This window comes from Aureivirga marina (assembly GCF_015767265.1).
In the GTDB taxonomy this organism is placed as follows: domain Bacteria; phylum Bacteroidota; class Bacteroidia; order Flavobacteriales; family Flavobacteriaceae; genus Aureivirga; species Aureivirga marina.
Genome location: NZ_JADPIB010000004.1, coordinates 456,793 through 477,044 on the forward strand (window position 1 = coordinate 456,793; position 20,252 = coordinate 477,044).

General features: G+C 27.0%; 20 protein-coding genes and 1 other RNA gene. 14 read left to right on the forward strand and 7 right to left on the reverse strand.

Features of this window, described 5'->3' with window-relative positions:
* Positions 1–211 precede the first annotated feature (211 nt).
* Entirely contained in the window at positions 212–1,993 is a 1,782-nt protein-coding gene (locus I1A51_RS11160) for a hypothetical protein (protein ID WP_196893886.1), read from the reverse strand.
* Positions 1,994–2,565: 572 nt separating this feature from the next.
* Here I1A51_RS11160 and mnmE point away from each other — a divergent pair.
* The 3 genes from mnmE to I1A51_RS11175 all read left to right on the forward strand — a co-directional run bounded on the left by mnmE (position 2,566) and on the right by I1A51_RS11175 (position 6,593).
* Positions 2,566–3,966: a tRNA uridine-5-carboxymethylaminomethyl(34) synthesis GTPase MnmE gene (gene mnmE, locus I1A51_RS11165; protein ID WP_196893888.1), complete on the forward strand. Its 1,401-nt coding sequence runs from the start codon at positions 2,566–2,568 to the stop codon at positions 3,964–3,966.
* A gap of 812 nt (positions 3,967–4,778) precedes the next feature.
* Positions 4,779–5,744 carry a YheT family hydrolase gene (locus I1A51_RS11170; RefSeq protein WP_196893890.1) on the forward strand — a complete coding sequence of 322 codons (966 nt, stop codon included), beginning with the start codon at positions 4,779–4,781 and terminating at the stop codon, positions 5,742–5,744.
* A 144-nt stretch (positions 5,745–5,888) separates the two neighbouring features.
* On the forward strand, positions 5,889–6,593 hold the full coding sequence (locus I1A51_RS11175) for an SDR family oxidoreductase (RefSeq protein ID WP_196893892.1): 705 nt from the start codon (positions 5,889–5,891) through the stop codon (positions 6,591–6,593).
* Positions 6,594–6,656: 63 nt separating this feature from the next.
* Here the strand turns inward: I1A51_RS11175 and I1A51_RS11180 are convergent, their stop codons facing one another.
* On the reverse strand, positions 6,657–7,127 hold the full coding sequence (locus I1A51_RS11180) for a Dps family protein (protein WP_196893894.1): 471 nt from the start codon (positions 7,125–7,127) through the stop codon (positions 6,657–6,659).
* Between the two features lie 105 nt (positions 7,128–7,232).
* On the opposite strand from I1A51_RS11180, the gene I1A51_RS11185 reads away from it, so the two are divergent.
* From I1A51_RS11185 to I1A51_RS11210, 6 genes are all read left to right on the forward strand, one after another.
* Positions 7,233–8,180: a LysR family transcriptional regulator gene (locus tag I1A51_RS11185; protein WP_196893895.1), complete on the forward strand. Its 948-nt coding sequence runs from the start codon at positions 7,233–7,235 to the stop codon at positions 8,178–8,180.
* 201 nt (positions 8,181–8,381) lie between these two features.
* The gene (locus I1A51_RS11190; RefSeq protein WP_196893897.1) at positions 8,382–8,666 is read left to right on the forward strand and encodes a hypothetical protein; all 285 of its coding nucleotides are present in this window, start codon (positions 8,382–8,384) and stop codon (positions 8,664–8,666) included.
* Positions 8,667–8,676: 10 nt separating this feature from the next.
* A complete protein-coding gene (locus tag I1A51_RS11195; protein WP_196893899.1) occupies positions 8,677–8,970 on the forward strand; it encodes a cell division protein ZapA in 294 nt (97 codons plus the stop codon).
* A gap of 55 nt (positions 8,971–9,025) precedes the next feature.
* Positions 9,026–9,133: non-coding RNA, 6S RNA (gene ssrS / locus I1A51_RS11200), on the forward strand.
* Positions 9,134–9,182: 49 nt separating this feature from the next.
* Entirely contained in the window at positions 9,183–10,751 is a 1,569-nt protein-coding gene (gene rny / locus I1A51_RS11205) for a ribonuclease Y (protein ID WP_196893901.1), read from the forward strand.
* A gap of 77 nt (positions 10,752–10,828) precedes the next feature.
* Positions 10,829–11,308: a hypothetical protein gene (locus I1A51_RS11210; protein WP_196893903.1), complete on the forward strand. Its 480-nt coding sequence runs from the start codon at positions 10,829–10,831 to the stop codon at positions 11,306–11,308.
* A gap of 7 nt (positions 11,309–11,315) precedes the next feature.
* Here the strand turns inward: I1A51_RS11210 and I1A51_RS11215 are convergent, their stop codons facing one another.
* Complete coding sequence (locus I1A51_RS11215; protein WP_196893905.1) at positions 11,316–12,554, reverse strand: multidrug effflux MFS transporter; 1,239 nt, start codon at positions 12,552–12,554, stop codon at positions 11,316–11,318.
* Between the two features lie 149 nt (positions 12,555–12,703).
* Between I1A51_RS11215 and I1A51_RS11220 the strand changes: the two genes are divergently transcribed.
* The 3 genes from I1A51_RS11220 to I1A51_RS11230 are packed head-to-tail and all read left to right on the forward strand — an operon-like array spanning position 12,704 to position 14,347.
* Positions 12,704–13,213: an HPP family protein gene (locus tag I1A51_RS11220; RefSeq protein WP_196893907.1), complete on the forward strand. Its 510-nt coding sequence runs from the start codon at positions 12,704–12,706 to the stop codon at positions 13,211–13,213.
* Positions 13,214–13,236: 23 nt separating this feature from the next.
* Positions 13,237–14,010 carry an ATP-grasp domain-containing protein gene (locus I1A51_RS11225; RefSeq protein WP_196893909.1) on the forward strand — a complete coding sequence of 258 codons (774 nt, stop codon included), beginning with the start codon at positions 13,237–13,239 and terminating at the stop codon, positions 14,008–14,010.
* Between the two features lies 1 nt (position 14,011).
* Entirely contained in the window at positions 14,012–14,347 is a 336-nt protein-coding gene (locus I1A51_RS11230) for a cyclic-phosphate processing receiver domain-containing protein (protein ID WP_196893911.1), read from the forward strand.
* A 68-nt stretch (positions 14,348–14,415) separates the two neighbouring features.
* Here the strand turns inward: I1A51_RS11230 and I1A51_RS11235 are convergent, their stop codons facing one another.
* The 4 genes from I1A51_RS11235 to I1A51_RS11250 form a co-directional block, all read right to left on the reverse strand.
* A complete protein-coding gene (locus I1A51_RS11235) occupies positions 14,416–15,045 on the reverse strand; it encodes a hypothetical protein (RefSeq protein WP_196893913.1) in 630 nt (209 codons plus the stop codon).
* Positions 15,046–15,302: 257 nt separating this feature from the next.
* Entirely contained in the window at positions 15,303–16,322 is a 1,020-nt protein-coding gene (locus tag I1A51_RS11240; RefSeq protein WP_196893915.1) for a transglutaminase domain-containing protein, read from the reverse strand.
* Positions 16,315–17,067 (reverse strand): carboxypeptidase-like regulatory domain-containing protein, encoded by a 753-nt coding sequence (locus tag I1A51_RS11245; RefSeq protein WP_196893917.1) that lies wholly within the window; start codon positions 17,065–17,067, stop codon positions 16,315–16,317. The genes I1A51_RS11240 and I1A51_RS11245 overlap by 8 nt, the downstream gene beginning before the upstream one ends.
* Before the next feature lie 233 nt (positions 17,068–17,300).
* On the reverse strand, positions 17,301–17,912 hold the full coding sequence (locus I1A51_RS11250; RefSeq protein ID WP_196893919.1) for an HAD family hydrolase: 612 nt from the start codon (positions 17,910–17,912) through the stop codon (positions 17,301–17,303).
* Positions 17,913–18,095: 183 nt separating this feature from the next.
* On the opposite strand from I1A51_RS11250, the gene I1A51_RS11255 reads away from it, so the two are divergent.
* Positions 18,096–18,545: a 5' nucleotidase, NT5C type gene (locus I1A51_RS11255; RefSeq protein WP_196893921.1), complete on the forward strand. Its 450-nt coding sequence runs from the start codon at positions 18,096–18,098 to the stop codon at positions 18,543–18,545.
* A 30-nt stretch (positions 18,546–18,575) separates the two neighbouring features.
* Positions 18,576–19,892: a magnesium transporter gene (gene mgtE, locus I1A51_RS11260; RefSeq protein ID WP_196893923.1), complete on the forward strand. Its 1,317-nt coding sequence runs from the start codon at positions 18,576–18,578 to the stop codon at positions 19,890–19,892.
* Positions 19,893–20,252: the final 360 nt, after the last annotated feature.

Below are 20,252 nucleotides of genomic sequence, written 5' to 3' on the forward strand. Positions count from 1 at the left end.
CTCCCTCATTAGATTTTAATTCTAAATTCTTACGGTTCTTGTTATTTCAATAATATCCGTAATTATAAAATATTTGAAATATAAAGTTTTCATAGCAGCAGATTGTCAAATGTAACTGAACTCTTATTAATAAACAAAAAAGCATATTAAAATGTTGTTTTAATATGCTTGGATATATGTTGTTATGTTTAAATCTTAATTCAATTATTTGTTATTTACTGTTTTTCCAAAGTTTTGATTTCTGTTTAATAGGATTACTTAATTTAAGTCCAATTTCACCTTCTTTTGCACTTTTTACAGATTTTCCGTCTAATTGTATGTCAAGGATTTTGGTTTTAACATATTTTCCATTTTTCTCAACTATAATTTCTTCATCAATTTTGAGAAAACAATCTTTAATATTTATAATGCATATATTTCCATTATTAAACAATTCTAAAGGTTCATCAATATATGTTAATTTTTGAGGTTTAAATTCTATAAGACCATAGTTTTTGAAAGCTTTTCTTGCTTCCTCCTTTGAAATAATTTCACTCTGAACTAATTCATAAAGTTGAAACAATTGCCAAGTAGTTAATAGACCTCTTTCATCGTTAATTGCATCTTGAATTTGATGTTCAGTAAAAGGTGGATTTTGTCTCATCATAGGGGGTAGATAACGTTGATGATTTACAAGATATAATGCAAACACATCAAAAGCATTTCTTTGTTTACAGCGACGGTGTTTTATTTTTGAAATTTGATTACAATCAGTATCTTTTGAAGTACCTCCTATTCCTTTACATTCAATAATTAATAGTCCTTCAGGGATATTAACTTGAATATCTTCTTCTAAAACTTTGGAGGAGTTGGTAGAATCAAAATCTACTACATTTTTAAATTCCAACCAATTCAATAATTTGATAACAGATTTAACTAATTCATCTCCAGTTTCTGTGACTAAATCGTGAAGAAATGAGAACTTTTGATTGTTAGAAATAATATCTAATTCGTTTTTCTCTAATTTATCTTGAAATTCTTTTTCTATTGCTTTTTTATTTTTTATAAGTTTTGAGAAATTTGGCAGCCAATATTCTTCTTGTTTTTTCCAATTGAAAGTTGTGGAGTATGGAAATAAATCTGGAAAAATAGATGGAGCAATTTTAGATAGAAATTCTGTTAAGAAATTTGTTTTATCCTCAATTTGTGGTAAAATGATAAGATTATTAAATTTATTTACTTCTAGATAAGAAACAATATCTCCATTAATATTTTTTATTAAAGGAATGAAGTTTTTATTTTTTTCATATTTACCATCATTCCGACTTTCAGGGTGTTCAAATGTTTGATTATAAAATAGATTTGTTTTATATTTTTCAAGTAGATTTTGTAATTCGTCGATAGATTTACAAATACTTATTTCTTTTCCATATTTCTTTTCTTTATATGGGATATAATTCCTAAAAGAGTAAATATTGTGGCTTCTAATATTTTGCCTTTGGGAACGCCCTTCTGTTATTTCTATGGGTTCATAATCAACATAATACTCAGGTGATGAAAAAGCAATTACTAAATGTTTCCTATTAGATATTTTATAAAATTCATTTTTTAAAACAGAAGCTGCAATTGGACGTGGATCAAATAATGTTTCAGGAAAACTGCTTAATAAACTGGAGGAGCTTTTTCCAGTATGCATTTCTCTAATATGATCTTCTTGATAATAATCTATAGTATCAAAATTATCTAAATCAATAATAAATATATCTAGTTCATGAAGATTTGCAGGAAAATCATGGTTTAGAAGTAATAGATGATTTATTCTTCTAGAACTATTAGGAACTTTTATTTTTGAACCTAAAGAACCTATTGATATATTATATCCTTTGTTTTCTAAATTAGAAATTATTTTTTTATCTGTGTCAATACAACAAATTCTAGGCCTTTCTATTTTTTTAATTTTTGTTTTTTCTTTTAAATTAATTGCTTCTGTTTTTTTCTCTCTAAAAAATACCATAGTTTTATTTTTGCTTATAGATAACATAAGTGTAACAAGAATTTCTTATATGTTTTTTAATATATATAACTTTTAAAAGGCTATATATTCGTAAATATAAAGCCTTTTTGTTAGAAGATAAAGTTGTTTTTAACATTTCAAAAGATAAATGAAATGCTTTTAGAGTAAACGTTATTGTATTTAGAAAAAATACAAAAAGAAAGGTTTTAAAACTCAACTGAAATAGAAAATCAATAGGATAAAATACAAAAGCAGCGTTCTAAAACACAAATGCAACGACCTAAAATAGAAAATCAATAAGATAAATAGCAAAAGCAGTGTTCTAAAATACAACTACAACAAACTAAAATAGAAAATCAACAAGATAAAATACAAAAGCAGCGTGCTAAAACACAACTGCAACGAACTAAAATAGAAAAACAATAGAATAAAATGCAAAAGCAACGTTCTAAAACACAACTGCAACGAACTAAAATAGAAAATCAACAAGATAAAATACAAAAGCAATGTTCTAAAACACAAATGCAATAAAAAAATCCAAACTTTCGTATCTTTGCCAAAAATTATTTAGGATGATTAAAAATGATTCCATAATTGCTTTAGCAACTCCTTCGGGTATAGGAGCAATTGCAGTTATCAGAATTTCGGGTAAGAATGCGATAAAGATTTGTAACAAACAGTTTCAATCTATAAAAAATAAGAATAAAGACTTAACAGAAGCGAAATCACACACGCTTCATTTTGGAAATATAGTAGATGGTGAAAGAATCATCGATGAGGTTTTGGTTTCTCTTTTCAAAGGACCAAATTCTTATACAGGAGAAAATACAGTAGAAATTTCTTGTCATGGTTCGGTTTATATCCAACAAGAAATTATCCAACTTTTCTTAAAGCATGGTTGTCGAATGGCAGATCCAGGAGAATTTACACTTCGTGCTTTTTTAAATGGGAAATTGGATCTTTCGCAAGCTGAAGCTGTTGCAGATTTAATCGCTTCGAATTCGGCCGCTTCTCACCAAGTTGCAATGCAGCAAATGCGTGGAGGATTTTCATCTGAAATCAAACAATTACGTCAAGAATTATTAAACTTTGCTTCTTTAATTGAATTAGAATTAGATTTCAGTGAAGAAGATGTAGAGTTTGCAGACAGAACACAGTTTAGAGAATTGGTAGAGAAAATTCGTTTTGCTTTAAAACGTTTGATTGATTCTTTCTCTTTAGGAAATGTGTTGAAAAATGGAATTCCTGTTGCAATTGTTGGAGCACCAAACGTTGGAAAATCAACTTTATTAAATACACTTTTAAATGAAGAAAGAGCAATTGTTTCGAATATTGCAGGAACAACTCGTGATGTGATTGAAGACGAAATGAATATCAATGGAGTTGCATTCCGTTTTATAGATACTGCTGGAATTCGTGATACAGAAGATGTGGTAGAAAGTATTGGAATCCAAAAAACATTTGAAAAGATTGAGCAAGCACAAGTTGTTTTATATCTTTTTGATTCAAATAATGCATTACATAGCGAGGAAAGAACAAAAGAAATTCAAGAAGAAATTCTAAAGATTCAAGAGCAATTTCCAAATAAGAAATGTATTGTAATTGCAAATAAAATAGATTTAGTTTCAGAGAAAGAAATTCGTGAAAAGTTCAATTTTGAACATTTAGTGTTACTTTCAGCAAAAACACAACAAGGTGTGGAGCAATTGACAGATTTATTGTTGGAAATGGCAAATACAGGAGCTTTATCTAATAATGAAACGATTGTAACAAATTCTCGTCATTTTGAAGCTTTATCAAACGCTTTAGAAGAAATGAATAATGTGCAGTTTGGTTTAGATTCTGATTTAAGCGGCGATCTTTTAGCAATTGATATTCGTCAAGCTTTGTATTACTTAGGAGAAATCACTGGAGAAATTACAAATGATGATTTATTAGGAAATATCTTTGCGAATTTCTGTATTGGAAAGTAAAAAGAAAACTATATAAAAATAAAAAAGCTTCTAATCTATTTAGAAGCTTTTTATAAATATCCATTTTAGTTTAAAATTTTCAGAAGAAAGAAAAAAAGATATTTTCAAATCCTACGATTTAAGAAGAATCAAATTGATAAAATATAATTCCTAATGAAATGTTAAAAAATACTCCATTTGGAGTATTGTATTTATCCGAAACAAATGTAAAATTTGAAAAAGCTGTAGATAAGGCTGAAATGATATTCAGTGAGTCTATTAGAAAAGGTTTATAATTCGAATAATGAATATAGTTTCTTGGGGGAATGTCAAATTATATATCATTATTTATATGTAATTTATTTCTATGATTGTAAAAACTCTCTAATGTATAAACATACAAAGAGAGTTTTTTATTTTATAGATTTAAGTTATTTAAAAATATTTAGAAAAATGAAGCATATAGTTTCAAATAGTTAGTTGTAATTTATGTTTTGTTTTTTTAAGGTATTCCAAATTTATCTGACCTATTTTTTAAATCGTAAAAATCAAGAAATTTGAAAAAGGAAGGCGAGAAACTGTTTGAGCTTTAGCGAGTTTTTTGAGTCTTTTTCAAATTTTGTAGATTTTAGATTAAAAAAATAAAGTCTTGATTTTTTTGGTTCGTTTTTTTATCAAGAAAAAAATGAATAATCTCGAATGTTGAAATTTAATATTAAATAACTTCATTGTTTAAAAATCACAGAATGCTACAGATTTGAAATTTTGTTATTTTTTTGCTAAATTATAGTGAAACGAGAATTATTAATATAATTTTGACAAAATTTTGATTTATGCCGGTACTGAACTCGTCTTACAATCCTTCATTTTATTTTAAGAATAATTATTTAAATACGATTTACAAAACATTATTTGTAGATGAAGAAATTTATTATGATCGAAAACGAATTTTAACCAAAGATGGTGATTTTCTCGATTTGGATTTTTCTGTAAATGATAATAATGTTTTGGCAATTTGTATTCATGGTTTGGAAGGAAGTTCTGAGTCGAAATACATGAAATCAACAATTAAAACTTTAAATAAACATCATATTGATGCTGTTGCAATAAATTTAAAAGGTTGTAGCGGTGAATTAAATCATCAATTTTCTGCATATCACAGCGGAATGACAAGTGATGTTGAAGATGTAATAAACCATATTTTAGATAATTATTCTTACGAAAAGATAGTAATCATTGGATTTAGTCTTGGCGGAAATTTGACACTAAAATATATTGGAGAAAGAGGAATTATAAATAATAAAATAAAAGCTGCTGTTGCAGTTTCTGTTCCATGTGATTTACATGATTCGGCGATTGAACTTGCGAAAACGAAAAACAGAATTTATATGAATGTGTTTTTAAAAACGTTGAAAGCAAAACTAATCGAAAAAGCTAGAAGATATCCAGAAAAAAATATTAACATTGAGCAAGTGGAAAAAATTAAAAACTTTTACGATTTTGATAATCTTTATACAGCGCCAGCTCACGGATTTAAAGATGCGGAAGATTATTGGAAAAAGAGTAGTTCAATTCATTTTTTACCAAATATTCAAACACCAACATTATTAATCAATGCGCAAGATGATAGTTTTCTTTCTAAAACTTGTTTTCCTTTTGAAATTGCAAAAGAAAATCCGTATTTCTTTTTAGAAACACCAATTTATGGTGGACATGTTGGTTTTAATACCAGTTTTAATGAGAAAAAATACAAATGGAGTGAACATAGAATTTTAAAATTTATTCAAGAAAATATTTAGATTTAAAAACTTAGTTGATTTTTTTGGTTCGTTTTTTTATCAAGAAAAAAATGAATAATTCTAATTAATTAAAACGAACTTTAAACTTATTTTATCATCTTTCTAAAAGAACTTTTTTAAATTTAATTTCTCAAAATTTAAATTATGGAAATTAAAGGAAGTAAAATATTAATTACAGGAGGAAGTTCTGGAATTGGAAAAGAAACTGCAAAACTTTTAGTTGAAAAAGGAGCAAAAGTTGTAATCACTGGAAGAGATTTGGTGAAATTAAGATCTGTAGCAAGTCATATTGGAGCAATTGCATTAGATTTTGACATTTCGAAAACTGAAACTATTTCTGAAAAAGCAAAAGAAGCGATTCAACTTTTAGGAGGAATTGATGTTTTAATTAATAATGCAGGAATTGGTGGAGATTTTACAAGATTAGATGAGGTAACTTTAGAAGATTTTCAACAAGTTTTTACGACGAATGTTTTTGGTTTAGCACTTTTAACAAAAGAAATTGCAGAAACTTTTAAAAAACAAAAAAGTGGAACTATTATAAATATTGGTTCTACAGCAAGTTTAAAAGGTTTTGAAAGAGGAACTGTGTATGCAGGATCAAAATTTGCTTTACGAGGAATGACACAATCATGGCAAGCAGAATTAAGAAAATACAATGTTCGTGTTACGTTGGTTTGTCCAAGTGAAGTTACAACAGCATTTGGAAATAATGAAAGAGAAGAAAGAGCAGAAGAAAATAATAAACTCAATTCATTTGACATTGCGGATACAATTGTACATGTGATAAAGAAACGTTCAAAAGGGTTTGTTCCAGAAGTTACTGTTTGGGCTACGAATCCATTTTAAGAAATAAAAAATCCTGTTTAGTTTTAAACAGGATTTTTTTTATGCAATGAATTTAGATTCTGATTAACCTTGCCAAGATTTAAGCATCCAAATTGTTTTTTCTTGTTCTGAAATAAAATCACTCATCATTGAGTTTGTTCCTTCATCATTTGCTTCATCTGATAATTCAAGAATAATTCTTTCGATTAAAATAATTTCTGTTAGAGAAGCGATAATAAGTTTTACAGCTTCTTCGTCTTTAGATACATTTCTACCAATTGGAACAGCAGCATTTTCCATATAATCTTTGAAAGTATGAAGTGGAGTTCCGCTTAAAGTTAGAATTCTTTCTGCAATCATATCTACTTTTTCTTGTGCATCTGTATACAATTCTTCGAACTTAGGATGAAGTACAAAAAACTCTTTTCCTTTAATGTTCCAATGCACACCTCTTAGGTTTTGATAATACACTTGAAAATTCGATAATAAGTTATTTAATTTGATTACTATTTGTTTAGATTGCTCAATATCTAAACCTATTTCATTTAATTTCATACTCTTATGGTTTTTAAATTCTAATATAAAATTAGTGAAAATTAGGACGAAAAGTCCATAAATATTATTGATAGTTTTTATATCTTTATCATAAAATTTTATAAAATGACAATCACACAATTAAAATATATTTTAGCAGTAGCCGAATACAAAAATTTCACAGTTGCTTCTGAACATTGTTTCGTAACGCAACCAACTTTGAGTATGCAGATTCAAAAATTAGAAGAAGAACTTTCTGTGCAAATTTTTAATAGAAATAAAAAACCGATTGAATTAACAGAGATTGGAAAAAAAATTGTGGAACAGGCAAAGTTGATTGTAGATGAAAGTAATCGAATTACAGATATTGTAGATCAACAAAAAGGATATATAGGAGGGCAGTTTAAAATTGGAATAATTCCAACTGTGATGCCAACTTTATTACCGATGTTTTTACAGACTTTTGTGAAGAAATATCCAAAAGTAAATTTAATTATTGAAGAACTTACCACTGAAAATATTATAAAAAAACTTACAGAAGGACATATTGATGTAGCAATTGCAGCAACACCTTTAGAAAATGAAGCTATTATAGAAAAGCCATTATATTATGAGCCATTTATTGGATTTGTTCCAAGTACAAGTAATTTGTATTCGAAAGAAACAATTTCTGTAGACGATTTAGATGTAGATGATATTTTACTGTTGGAAGAAGGGCATTGTTTTAAAGAAAGCGTTTTAAATATTTGTGGAAGTTTAAGACAAAATAAGAAACGAAAATTCCAATTAGAAAGTGGAAATATTAGTACTTTATTACGTTTATCAAAAGAGGGATTAGGAATGACTTTACTTCCATATTTACATACGATTGATTTATGTATAGAAGATAAAAAACATTTGAGAGAATTTGAAGGAACTGTTCCAGCAAGAGAAATTAGTTTAATTTATCACAAATCACAGTTGAAATTACAATTGATTGAAGCGTTGAAAAGTACGATTGATGGAATTGTGAGAGGAGCAATCTCATTCTCAGATGTAAAGATTATAAGTCCTTTGGCAAATAAACATATTTAAGAAAAAAATGAAAGCTTGAAAATGAATATTTTATATAAGAATTATTAGAAAAAAGAATTCTATGATAAAAGTATTTGTTTCAATTAGTTATTCTAAAAAAAACTACAAAAAAAATTAAAAAATTAAAAACTACTTGTGAATATTGTTTTTTGATATTAACTTTGTACAAATAGTTTTTGGCAAAAAGTATTGCGATAATATATGATAGAAATAGTAAACTTGTTAGAGGATAAATTGGAGAATCTTCTTGAAAGATATGAATTTTTGAGTGAAGAAAATGAATTTTTACACCGCCAAGTTGCTGTTTTAAATAATCAATTGTTAGAAATGAAGCTTTTGATGAAAGAAAAGGAAGCGGAATACAATTCATTAAAGATAGCCAAAACTATCGGGGGCAGTAATGAAGATGCTACAGAGACGAAGTTGAAAATTAATGCATTAATCAAAGAAGTTGATAAATGTATTATAGAATTAAACGAAGACTAGAATATATTGAATGGATGATAAACAAAAAATAAAAATTACTATCGCTAACAGAGTTTATCCTCTAAGTGTAAAAAGCGAACGAGAAGAAGAAAGTCTAAGACTAGCAGCAAAAAAGATAACAGCAATGGTATCAAATTTTGAGAAAAATTATGCTGTTGGAGATAAACAAGATGTTTTAGCAATGTGCGCTTTACAATTTGCATCAGAGTTAGAATATTCAGCGATAAGTGAGAAATATAATCATCAAGAGTCTGTTAAAAAGTTAGAAAGATTAAATGAAAAACTAGATAATTATTTAAAATAAATCTAGTAGTATATTTAAATAGAAAATACTGCCTACATTAGTTATTGTTTGTTAAACTCAACACTATACAATTAAAAAGAGTAAGTCAAACTTGTAAGAGCGCGCCTTTTTTAAAAGGATTTTCGACCAAGTTGTTAGCTCTAAACCTGTTATTACGGAGTTTAAAAACCCAACTATGTAGGCTTTTTTTATATGCATAGTAAACAAAAATTATGGGAGATAAGATAATACCAATTTTATTTGGTATCGTAATAGGAGCAATAATAACTTTTATCATTATAAAGATATTAGAGAAGAAACGAGCTAGTAAATTAATTCAAAATACAAATAAACAAGCTTCAAATATTATCAAAGAAGCAAAGAAAGAAGCAGAATCGATTAAAAAAGATAAGATTTTACAAGCAAAAGAAAAGTTTATTGAATTAAAAGCTGAGCACGAAAAAGTTATTTTAAGCAGAGATAAAAAGATAGCAGAAGCTGAAAAACGCACTAGAGATAAAGAATCACAAGTTTCGCAAGTTTTAGATAAGAATAAGAAATTATCTAAAGAAATGGATTCAAAGATTCAAAGCTATTCAGATAAACTTGAATATGTTGAGAAAAAAGAACAAGAAATAGACAAAATCCATAGAAAACAAGTGGAAGAATTAGAAGCTATTTCTGGTTTTAGTGAAGAAGATGCGAAAAAACAATTGATTCAATCTCTTAAAGAAGATGCAAAAGCAGATGCGATGAGTTTTATTCAAGAAACGATTGAAGAAGCAAAACTTACTGCACAACAAGAATCTCAGAAAATTATTTTAAATACAATTCAAAGAGTAGGAGTTGAACAAGCTGTTGAAAATTGTGTGTCTGTGTTTAACCTTGAATCTGATGATGTAAAAGGTAGAATTATTGGACGTGAAGGAAGAAATATTCGTGCAATTGAAGCAGCAACTGGAGTAGAAATTATTGTAGATGATACACCAGATGCAATTATTCTTTCTTGTTTTGATCCTGTTAGAAGAGAAGTAGCGAGATTATCGTTACACAAACTTGTAACAGATGGAAGAATTCACCCTGCTAGAATTGAAGAGGTTGTTAAAAAGACTGAAAGACAAATTCAACAAGAGATTATTGAAGTTGGAAAACGTACTGTAATCGATTTAGGAATTCATGGTTTACATCCAGAATTAATTAAAGTTGTAGGTAGAATGAAATATCGTTCATCTTATGGACAAAACTTATTACAACACTCTAGAGAAGTTGCAAAACTTTGTGGATTAATGGCAGCAGAATTAGGACTAAATGCGAAAATTGCAAAACGTGCAGGATTACTTCATGATATAGGAAAAGTTCCTGAAACAGAGTCTGAATTACCACACGCATTATTAGGTATGGAATGGGCTCAGAAATATGGTGAAAAAGCAGAAGTTTGTAATGCAATTGGAGCACACCATGATGAAATTGAAATGAAAACGATGATTGCACCAATCGTGCAAGTTTGTGATGCAATTTCAGGAGCAAGACCAGGAGCAAGACGACAAGTTTTAGATTCTTATATCCAAAGATTAAAAGACTTAGAAGAAGCTGCATTTACATTTAATGGAGTTCAAAAAGCATATGCAATTCAAGCTGGTAGAGAATTGAGAGTTATTGTAGAAAGTGATAAAGTAAATGATTCAAAAGCTGCAGAACTTTCATTTAATATTTCTCAAAAAATTCAAAACGAAATGACATATCCAGGTCAAGTTCGTGTTACAGTAATTCGTGAGACTAGAGCTGTGAATGTTGCGAAATAAAAGAAATTAAAAATATAAATAAAAGCCATTTAGTTAATTCTAGATGGCTTTTTAAGTTTATAAAAAAGAAAAAATATATGAAAGAGTGGTTTAAATTTAAAAATTGTTATATCAATATTGATAGAGAAAAAATAAGTTTTACTTCAACTGGAAATTGGCAAGAAACAGAAAACTTAGAGGAATATACATCTAAAACAAAAGGAAAAAATTTAAATGCTTTATTTTCTGTAATGTTTATTCTTTTTGTAGATATAACTGCAATGATAAATGTCCAAAATTTTGAATATTCCTATAATTATTTTGAAACTTTATTTGACTCTCCAAAATTTTTAATTTTAATGACAATCAATGTTTTATTATTGGTATATTATTTTCTACCAAAAAAAGTTAAACAAAATATATTTTCTAAAAATTTAATAGGGAAACAAGTTTTTTTAAACTCAATATTAAAAATTGAAATTAAAAAGTCTGATGTAAATATTATTACAAAAGACGAAGAGATTTATTTAAAAGATGTTTCTAAAAAAGGTATTGAAATATTTAGAAAATTGATTTAGAAATTGATCAATTTTTTTTCCTCAAAATTCTCATTATTATTAAATGTTTTCTTTCGATTAAAATCCAGAAAAAAGTAAAACTTAGTATAACTAAACTAAAAATGTAAATACTTAGTTTGTGCATTTGATTGAAATTAACGTTTGTAATAGCCAATGTTAGAATACTTGAAAAAATCATAATTCCTCCTCCTAAAATAGAAGAAGTAATTCCTTTATTTCCTGTAGAGTTTTTTTCATTTCCTAAAGCATTTATAGCTTTTGTGTTGCAAACAGGACTAATAAATCCACAACTAATTCCATAAATAATCATACAAAAAAGAACTACATAAACATTGTAAATTTTTAAAATAGAGAATAAAAGAGTTAGAAAAGCACTTATAAAAGCTAAAGAAAAACCGATGTTCAAAATTCTATCAGAATTGATATGTTCAATAAATTTTTTAGATAAAATAGAACCAAAAGCATACGATCCTCCAACAATTAGAAGTAAATAACTATACGTATTTTCAGTGAATTTGAATTGTTGTATAAAAATATAAGGTGCAATAGTGTAAAAAGCGATTAAACCACTTAAAATGATACTATATGGAAGGAAATATCCCATAAATCTTCGATGGTGAAAAACTTTAGAAATTAGAAAAATACTTGTTTTAAAATTTAAAGATTTATCTGGATTTGTATGTGTTTCTTTCAAATGAAAAAAAGAACTAAAAAGCAAAAATCCACCTATTATTGCTAATACTATATAAACAACTCTCCAGGATGTCAAAAACAAAATTTCTCCTCCTAAAATTGGAGAAATAGCTGGAGCAAAAGCTATAATTGCAACCAGATTTGACATAGCTTTATGTAATTTTTTGTCATCTAAAGCATCTGCAATAATTGTTCTTGATAAAACAGAAGCATATCCTGCTCCAAATCCTTCAATAAATCTGGCAATTGTAAAAAACTCAATCGTATTTGAAATAGAAGTTAAAATACTTCCAATAATTGCAATGAAAGTTCCAATAATAATCACTAATCTTCTTCCATATTTTTCAGATAATGTTCCCCAAATAACTTGTGAAAAGCCAAAACCAAGAAGTAAAATAGTGATGGAAAGTTTTACAAATTCTTGTGTTGTGCCAAAATAATCTGTTAAGGAAGGATAAGCTGGAAGTCCAATATTTATAGAAAGATAGCCATACAAACAAATCGTAATTGAAAATAAACTGATAAATCGTGTTGAATTTTTTTTGATTTTCATTTTATGATAGCTTGTTATTCTTAAAGTTAAGGAATAAATAGAAAGTTAAATTCTAAATTAATGATAAAATAAATATATTAAACAGACAAGTCTGTATGTTTTTAAATTAAAATTTCTACTTTTGTTTTTTAAAAATTTAAAGAATAAACATGAAGAAATTTATTTCAAAATTAAAAACAGAAAAGAAAAGCCCGAATTCTACAGGGTTTTCATTTTCTTTTTATTCAGGTTTAGGTGGCTTTTTAGCAATTGCAATTGTCGCAATTCTAACAAATAATACAGAAATTCCATTTATGATGGCGCCTTTTGGAGCAACTTGTGTTTTAGCTTTTGGTGTACCAGTAAGTCCTTTAGCACAACCAAGAAATATATTAGGAGGACATTTAATTTCTACGATAATTGGAATTTTATGTTTACAGTTTTTAGGAACTGAATGGTATTCTTTGGCAATTGGAGTTGGAAGTGCAATTGCCATCATGCAATTAACAAAAACAACGCATCCTCCAGCGGGAGCAGATCCTTTAGTAGTAATTCTCTCAGGAAGTACTTGGAGTTTTTTAATAAATCCAGTTTTATCTGGAGCTATAATAATTACTTTAATTGCATTACTTTTTAATAATTTTCACAAAAAAAGAAAATATCCAACGTATTGGTGGTGAAAAAGAGTAGTTTTGCATAAAAAATGTATTATATAATTCAAGAAAATGTTTTTAAAGATCCTAGATATGACGAAATTTTTGAAGTTTTAGATTCATTAAAATTACCTTATGAAAAAGTAAGATTTATTCCAAATTCAGATACATTTCAATTTAAAACAAATAGAAAAGATATTTTTGTTTATGGTTCAGTAAAATTAGCAAGAATTGCAAAAAAGTATTATTGGAATCCTGGTTCGTTTTATGGAGGAAATCATGAAAGTGAGAATTATTTAAAAGGATTTGGAGAGAATGTTTTGAATTTTAAAAGTAAAATTATTCGAATATCAGATACTATTGATTGGGAATTAAATCCAGAACTATTTATAAAACCCGCAATTGCTGCGAAAATATTTACAGGAAAAGTTTTTAATAAATATTCTTGGGAAGATTTTTTAGAAGAGAATTTAAAAGGAGGAAAGAATCGATATATTAATTCAGAAACAATTATTCAAATTGCCAAACCTGAGAAACTAATTAAAGAAGCTAGAATTTGGATTGTCAATAATGAAATTGTTACGAGTTCCTATTATAAATTCCATGGAGATATTCCTTATGAAGAAACTGTTTCAAAAGATGGAATTGCATTTGCTGAAAAAATGATTAAAAAATATCATGTTGCTGATGCTTATGTGATGGATATTGTTTTTACTTCAAATGGTTGGAAAATTATGGAAGTCAATTGTATAAATAGCGCAGGATTTTATAAAGCAGACATTCGAAAAATTATAATTGCATTGGAAAAATTTTATAAAAATTAAGATGAAAAAATTATTTTTAGATGATGTAAGAACTATTGATATGGTATATGATAGTTCTATGGAAAAAGAATTTGATATTGTTAGAAACTACAATGATTTTGTAGCTTATATTAAGAAAAATGGATTACCTGAATTCATTAGTTTTGATAATGATTTAGGTTTGGATGAAAACGGAGAAGTTGCGCCAGATGGATATGCAGCAGCAAAATGGTTGGTTTATGAATCTGGTTTAGATTTAAGAAATTTAGAATTTAAAGTTCATTCTGCGAATCCAGTTGCAGCGGAACAAATTCGTGGACTTTTAAATAATTATTTAAAACATATAAATAATAAATAAAAAAATCAATGCTATTTTTTCTGATTGATGACTGATATTAGGTTTAATAGCATTGATTGGGAAAAGATTTATTCTTTTAAAAGTTTATATTGTGAAATTTCGGCATCTGTCATCCAATGAACACTTTCAAATGATGCTGCATTAATAGTAAAATAATAAAAAGCTTCAGCATCTTCTTTTGTAAATCCAACAATTTGATAATATTGAATATAAGGTAAGTGATATTCATGGCCAACAGGAAAATCAGTTGCTGTCACTTTATTTCCATTTGCATCTTCACCTCCCCAAGAATGAACTCCAATTTTTGTATTTGTTCCTTTAGTTCTTTTAGTTCCAGATAAGAAAAAATCTACACCACCAGAAGCAATTAATCCATTGTTTTCAAGATGTGTATGAATATTTTTAGAATGAACTGTTTTAGATAATTCAAGATTTACTTGATCATTCATTGAACCAGGAACTTCTTGAATATTAATTCTATTAATCGCTGGGAAATTGCTAATTAATTTATCAAAATTAATTTTAGAATTATTTCCAATTTCTCCATTCATTTTTACTGTTGTATCATTGATAACAGTGAAAATTCCATATGTTTTAATTTGATTCGAAGAAGCATTAGAATCATCATCATTTTTACAAGAAAAAAGAATGAATGAAAGTAAAATGCAAAAAGTTGTTGATTTTAAAAAATGTTTCATGTTTAAATAATTAATTGTTTAAAGTTTAATTACAATTAAGGTATATAAACACAAAAAGAAGTTTATAAGCAGTAAACTCTAAATCTCAATTTCTTCCTTAATGTTAGATTTAGAGAATGTCATCAGAACTACATCCGAGCGCAAATATATTATAATTTTAGGAAAATAAACAAGCAAAACTTATGATTTACTATTATTTTTTGAAAAATACTGTGTATTTTAAATAATAGAAAATTTGAAATACACAGTTAAATTTTTTATTTTTTACGTTTTACTTTTACTAAATATGTGCAAATTATTTTTCCATTTGCTCGAATATGAACATCATATTTTCCTTTGTTTTTAAAAGTAAATTTAACTTCAATTTCTCCATTTTCATTAAAATTTATAGTAGGATTTTTGATAATTGAATAGGAACCAGAAATCAATTCCAAACTAATTTTGGGTTTGTATTTTCCTTTTTCTTGTTTTAAAAGAAATACGAATTCTTCCTGTTTTTTGGCTACAATTTCAAAGGTTGTTGGAAAGATAGGAAACACATCGTTTTCAAAAGCTTCATCATAAATTATTGGAGCATTTTTAAATTTTTCTAAAGTAAAACCTTCTTCAAATAACAACCATTTTTTTAGCAATGGATAATGACTTTTTGCAAAGATTTTTGGTGTTGCCAAAAAATAGCTATCAATATATTTAAAAACAAATCGATTTAAATCTAGATCCATATATCCACTTGACCAAGTTGGATCGCATAAATACCATTTTTCATTTAATTTTACAGCATTCCAAGAATGATTTGGATCAAAATTTTTATCTTGAATTATAGAAGCAGTTCTTCCAAAACCATCTATAATTTCACACTTAATTCCTGCATTATTTGCCATTTTTTTTAATAAATAAGAATAGCCTGTACAAACGGTTTTTTTCTTTTGAATTAAGGTATTAATTATTTCTAGAACGAAGTTTTTATTCCATTTTTCTAACTCTAAAGGATTATTTCGAAATTTATTTCTTTTGTTCTGATTCTTAATAAAAGCACTATGATTTATTTTAATATTTAAACAAATCCAAGTATGAATTGCTCTAAATTTCTCAACATCTGTTTCAAGAGAATTTGTTAGATTATAAGTTAATTTAGAAAGGTTTTTTAAATTTTCTCCTTGATAAACTTTTGCAATTGAATCAGCTTTTTTAAAATTAATATTCTTAAAATCTGAAATTTGTGCTTTACTTGAAAAAAAGAATAGAAAAATAAATAAGTTTACATAAAATTTAATCATCCTTTTTTCTAAAAATATTTTTAATTTTCTGAAAAAAAGTAGGTTTTGATTTGTATACATGACTTGTGGTAACTGCTCCTAAAACAACAAGGTCACACAAAAATTGACTTTCTAATTGGATATTTACTGTTGTCGAATTTTGCATTTTTTCAGCTGTAATTTCAAATTCAGCTCCATCTGTTCCAGTAAATGAAAAGACAAGTACATCTCCATCTTTTAAGTCTGTTATTGTATATACACCATCAAAATCAGTTTCAGTTCCACTTGCCGTTCCTTTTATAAGAACAGTTGCTCCTAATAATGGTCCAGTTTCATCAGAAACAGTGCCAGAAACAGTATATGATTTTGATTGATTTGTTTTTTCTTCTTTTTCAATATTTTTTTCAATTTGTTGGGTTTCTGTTGTTTTTGGATGTTCTTGAGCAAAAGTAGAATTTAAAGATAAAATAGAAATTAATGAAAAACTGGTAATTCCTACATTTAATAATTTATATTTTGACTTTTGAATTGGAGATGAAGTATTTTGTGTTTCGGTAAAAGAATTTAATTGTGATTTTAAAAATTTTCCACAAGTTTTTTCTGTGTAATTTTTAAAATAATCTTGAATGTCTTCTTTTGTCATTTTAGTAAAATCAATTACTTCAGTTTGGCAAGATTGACAAAATCCACCTTTTTCAGTTTTTTTGAATGTTGCATAATTTTCAGAACAAGGATTCTGAATAGAAACATTGATGTCACTTTTCATAATAATTTGTTTTATGTGATTTATAGCTTATTTTTTAAGAAAAAGAATTGAAATGGCACTAATATTTTTCTTTTGTAAGTAGAAATATGATTCTTTTTCTTTGAATTTTTTGTAAAAATATAAAAAATAATGAAAAATCATAAAATATTTTATAATTTACTGTTTTAGGAGAAAATAAGAATAGATTGTGTTGTAATTCAAATAACAACACAATCTATTTTAATAGCAGTTTTTTAGAAAATGTTTAATTCTTTAAGACTTTCTTCCAATTGTTTTGGAGATTGAAAATGAATTCCTTTTACTCCAAATTTTTCAAAAGCTTCTACATTTTCCAATTTATCATCGATGAAAATTGTTTTTTCTGGATTAATTTTAAAACGTTCGATTGCAATTTCAAAAATTTTCGGATCGGGTTTCATAGTTTTTTCTTGTCCAGAAACCAAAATATCTTGGAAATTCACTAGAAAAGGAAAGGTGTTTTCAGCATAATCAAAATTTTCAACATTCCAGTTTGTCAAAGCAAATAATCGATGTGTATTTTGCTTTTTTAATTGCTCTAAAATTTTTACAGAATCTTCAATAGAACCGTCAAACATATCTTCCCATCGATCATAATACAAACGAATTAATGCTTCATGTTCAGGAAATTCTGCAACTTTTAATTCCGTAGCTTCTTTCATTGTTCGTAAACCAGAATCTTGCATACTATTCCATTCTGAAGTACAAATTTCATTCAAAAACCAATTTATTTTTTCTTCATTTCCTTCAAAAATCTTTGTATATAAATTTCTAGGATTCCAGTTCAGAAGTACACCTCCTAAATCGAAAATAATTGTATCAATCATTTATAAATTTTTTTGTTTAAAAATCAAACAAAAATACATTATTTCACAAATATTTAAAGATAAATAAAGACTTTATAAAGAGAGAATTAAAAAAATAATTTCCTAAAAATAAATTAACATTTTCTTGTTAAGTTTCCATTTTAATTCCTTTATTTTTAATTGATTAAAATAGATTTTGACGAAATGAAGAAGATCGTTTATATAGATATGGATGGTGTTTTGGTTGATTTTGAATTTGGATATAATGAAGTAAAAAAGAAATATCCTGAAATTGAATATCCACAAAATAATCTTGGTTTTTGGGAAAGTCTTCCACCGATTTCTGGTGCGATAGATGCTTTTGAAAAATTAAAAAATGATGAAAGATTTGAAGTTTATATTTTGACATCTCCTTCCGTTACAAATCCTCATTGTTATTCAGAAAAACGAATTTGGGTAGAAAATCATTTAGGTTTTCATACGGTTCATAATTTGATTATTTCGCCTCACAAAGGTTTGATGAAAGGAGATTATTTGATTGATAATGAAATTTCTGGAAAAGGTCAAGATCATTTTGAGGGAGAATTATTGCTTTTTGGTTCCGAAAAGTTTAGTGATTGGGATAAAGTGATTTCTTTTTTTGAAAAAATATAAATATATATGAAATAAATAAAAAGTGTAAAAATGTCAGTTCAAGATAAACATCCAAGCGATATTGCAGAGCAAATTTCGAATATTGAAGGAAAGGAGCAGGTTTTGGCATTTTTACTTTTATCTTCCGAACAAAAATCTGAGGTTTTTTCTTATTTAGATAAAGCGACGCAAGAAAATATAATTACTTCTATTGGAACAAAAGATTTGGCGGATATTTTAGAAAATATGGCACCAGATGATCGTACAAAGTTTTTCCAAGATTTTCCAGATAATTTAATTAAACAAATCACAAATTTATTAAGTGATGAAGAGCGAAAAATTGCTTTGAGTTTAATTGGTTATCCAGAAGATGCAGTTGGAAGAATGATGACACCATATTATATTCAAGCGAAAAAAAGTTGGACGGTTGAAAAGACTTTAAAACATATTAAAAAAGTTGGGAAAAAAGCAGATACACTGAATTTCGTTTATGTTGTAGATGCAAATCAGAAATTAATTGATGATATTCCGATTGGAAAAGTTTTATTAGCAGATGAAGAAACGACTTTGGCAGAATTATGCGATGATAGTTATATTAATTTATACGCAAATAATTCCAAAGAAGAAGCGATTCCAGTTTTTGATAAATACGATAGAACCGTTTTGCCAGTTACGACAGATGCGGGAGTTTTAGTCGGAATTGTTACAGTCGATGATATTTTAGAAGTAATTGAAGCCAGAGATACAGAAGATATTCAGAAATTCGGGGGATTAGAATCTTTAGATTTTCCTTATGCAGAAACGCCTTTGAAAAAATTAATTGGAAAAAGATCAGGTTGGTTAATTCTTCTATTTTTAGGAGAAATGTTGACAGCTTCTGCAATGGGATATTTTGAAGAAGAAATTGCACAAGCAGTTGTTTTGGCATTATTTATTCCGTTGATTATTTCCAGTGGAGGTAATTCTGGTTCACAGGCGGCAACGTTAATTATTCGTGCGATGGCACTTCAAGAAATAAATTTACGAAGTTGGTGGTTTGTTTTACGTCGAGAGATATTTTCTGGGTTTATGTTAGGAGCAATTCTTGGAATTATTGGTTTTTTAAGGATTTTTATTTGGCAACAGTTTGGTTTCTATGACTATGGAGATCATTGGTATTTAATTGGCGTAACCATTTTTGCTTCTTTAATTGGTGTTGTACTTTGGGGAACTATTGCAGGAGCGATGATTCCTTTTATTTTAAGGAGTTTAAGATTGGATCCAGCAACTTCATCCGCACCATTTGTTGCAACTTTAGTCGATGTTACAGGATTGGTAATTTACTTTTCAATTGCTGCGGTTTTCTTAAAAGGAATTCTTTTGAGCTAAAAGAATGTTTGAAAATTATTCTTCAATTCTTTTTAATTTTTTCAAAGAAAATAGTTCTGCATTATAACAATTGATGTTTTTTATTATTTAATAATTTTCTCATTTATATAAGATTTTTTAGATTGATAAATAAAAAATAAGAGTTTAAACGTTATAAGATTTTTTAAATGTTTAAGTAAAACGTATTTTATTCGAGTGTTAAAATAAATATTTATAGTTTCAAAATTAAATATATATTGTTAAAAAAATAACAAAATGCAGTTAAAGTTTGTATATTTGCATAAAAATATTATATTAATATGAAAAAAATTGTTTTAGCAGCATTTTCTTTTTTTGCTTTTACATTTAGTATGAATGGCC

Excerpts from the sequence above, each read along its gene's own strand:
- I1A51_RS11220 (WP_196893907.1), top strand. The coding sequence starts at position 12,704 with ATGAAGAAATTTATTTCAAAATTAAAAACAGAAAAGAAAAGCCCGAAT.
- I1A51_RS11185 (WP_196893895.1), top strand. The coding sequence starts at position 7,233 with ATGACAATCACACAATTAAAATATATTTTAGCAGTAGCCGAATACAAA.
- mnmE (WP_196893888.1), top strand. The coding sequence starts at position 2,566 with ATGATTAAAAATGATTCCATAATTGCTTTAGCAACTCCTTCGGGTATA.
- I1A51_RS11230 (WP_196893911.1), top strand. The coding sequence starts at position 14,012 with ATGAAAAAATTATTTTTAGATGATGTAAGAACTATTGATATGGTATAT.
- rny (WP_196893901.1), top strand. The coding sequence starts at position 9,183 with ATGGGAGATAAGATAATACCAATTTTATTTGGTATCGTAATAGGAGCA.
- I1A51_RS11210 (WP_196893903.1), top strand. The coding sequence starts at position 10,829 with ATGAAAGAGTGGTTTAAATTTAAAAATTGTTATATCAATATTGATAGA.
- I1A51_RS11250 (WP_196893919.1), bottom strand. The coding sequence starts at position 17,912 with ATGATTGATACAATTATTTTCGATTTAGGAGGTGTACTTCTGAACTGG.
- I1A51_RS11235 (WP_196893913.1), bottom strand. The coding sequence starts at position 15,045 with ATGAAACATTTTTTAAAATCAACAACTTTTTGCATTTTACTTTCATTC.
- I1A51_RS11215 (WP_196893905.1), bottom strand. The coding sequence starts at position 12,554 with ATGAAAATCAAAAAAAATTCAACACGATTTATCAGTTTATTTTCAATT.
- I1A51_RS11255 (WP_196893921.1), top strand. The coding sequence starts at position 18,096 with ATGAAGAAGATCGTTTATATAGATATGGATGGTGTTTTGGTTGATTTT.
- I1A51_RS11195 (WP_196893899.1), top strand. The coding sequence starts at position 8,677 with ATGGATGATAAACAAAAAATAAAAATTACTATCGCTAACAGAGTTTAT.
- I1A51_RS11175 (WP_196893892.1), top strand. The coding sequence starts at position 5,889 with ATGGAAATTAAAGGAAGTAAAATATTAATTACAGGAGGAAGTTCTGGA.
- mgtE (WP_196893923.1), top strand. The coding sequence starts at position 18,576 with ATGTCAGTTCAAGATAAACATCCAAGCGATATTGCAGAGCAAATTTCG.
- I1A51_RS11245 (WP_196893917.1), bottom strand. The coding sequence starts at position 17,067 with ATGAAAAGTGACATCAATGTTTCTATTCAGAATCCTTGTTCTGAAAAT.
- I1A51_RS11160 (WP_196893886.1), bottom strand. The coding sequence starts at position 1,993 with ATGGTATTTTTTAGAGAGAAAAAAACAGAAGCAATTAATTTAAAAGAA.
- I1A51_RS11170 (WP_196893890.1), top strand. The coding sequence starts at position 4,779 with ATGCCGGTACTGAACTCGTCTTACAATCCTTCATTTTATTTTAAGAAT.
- I1A51_RS11180 (WP_196893894.1), bottom strand. The coding sequence starts at position 7,127 with ATGAAATTAAATGAAATAGGTTTAGATATTGAGCAATCTAAACAAATA.
- I1A51_RS11225 (WP_196893909.1), top strand. The coding sequence starts at position 13,237 with ATGTATTATATAATTCAAGAAAATGTTTTTAAAGATCCTAGATATGAC.
- I1A51_RS11240 (WP_196893915.1), bottom strand. The coding sequence starts at position 16,322 with ATGATTAAATTTTATGTAAACTTATTTATTTTTCTATTCTTTTTTTCA.
- I1A51_RS11190 (WP_196893897.1), top strand. The coding sequence starts at position 8,382 with ATGATAGAAATAGTAAACTTGTTAGAGGATAAATTGGAGAATCTTCTT.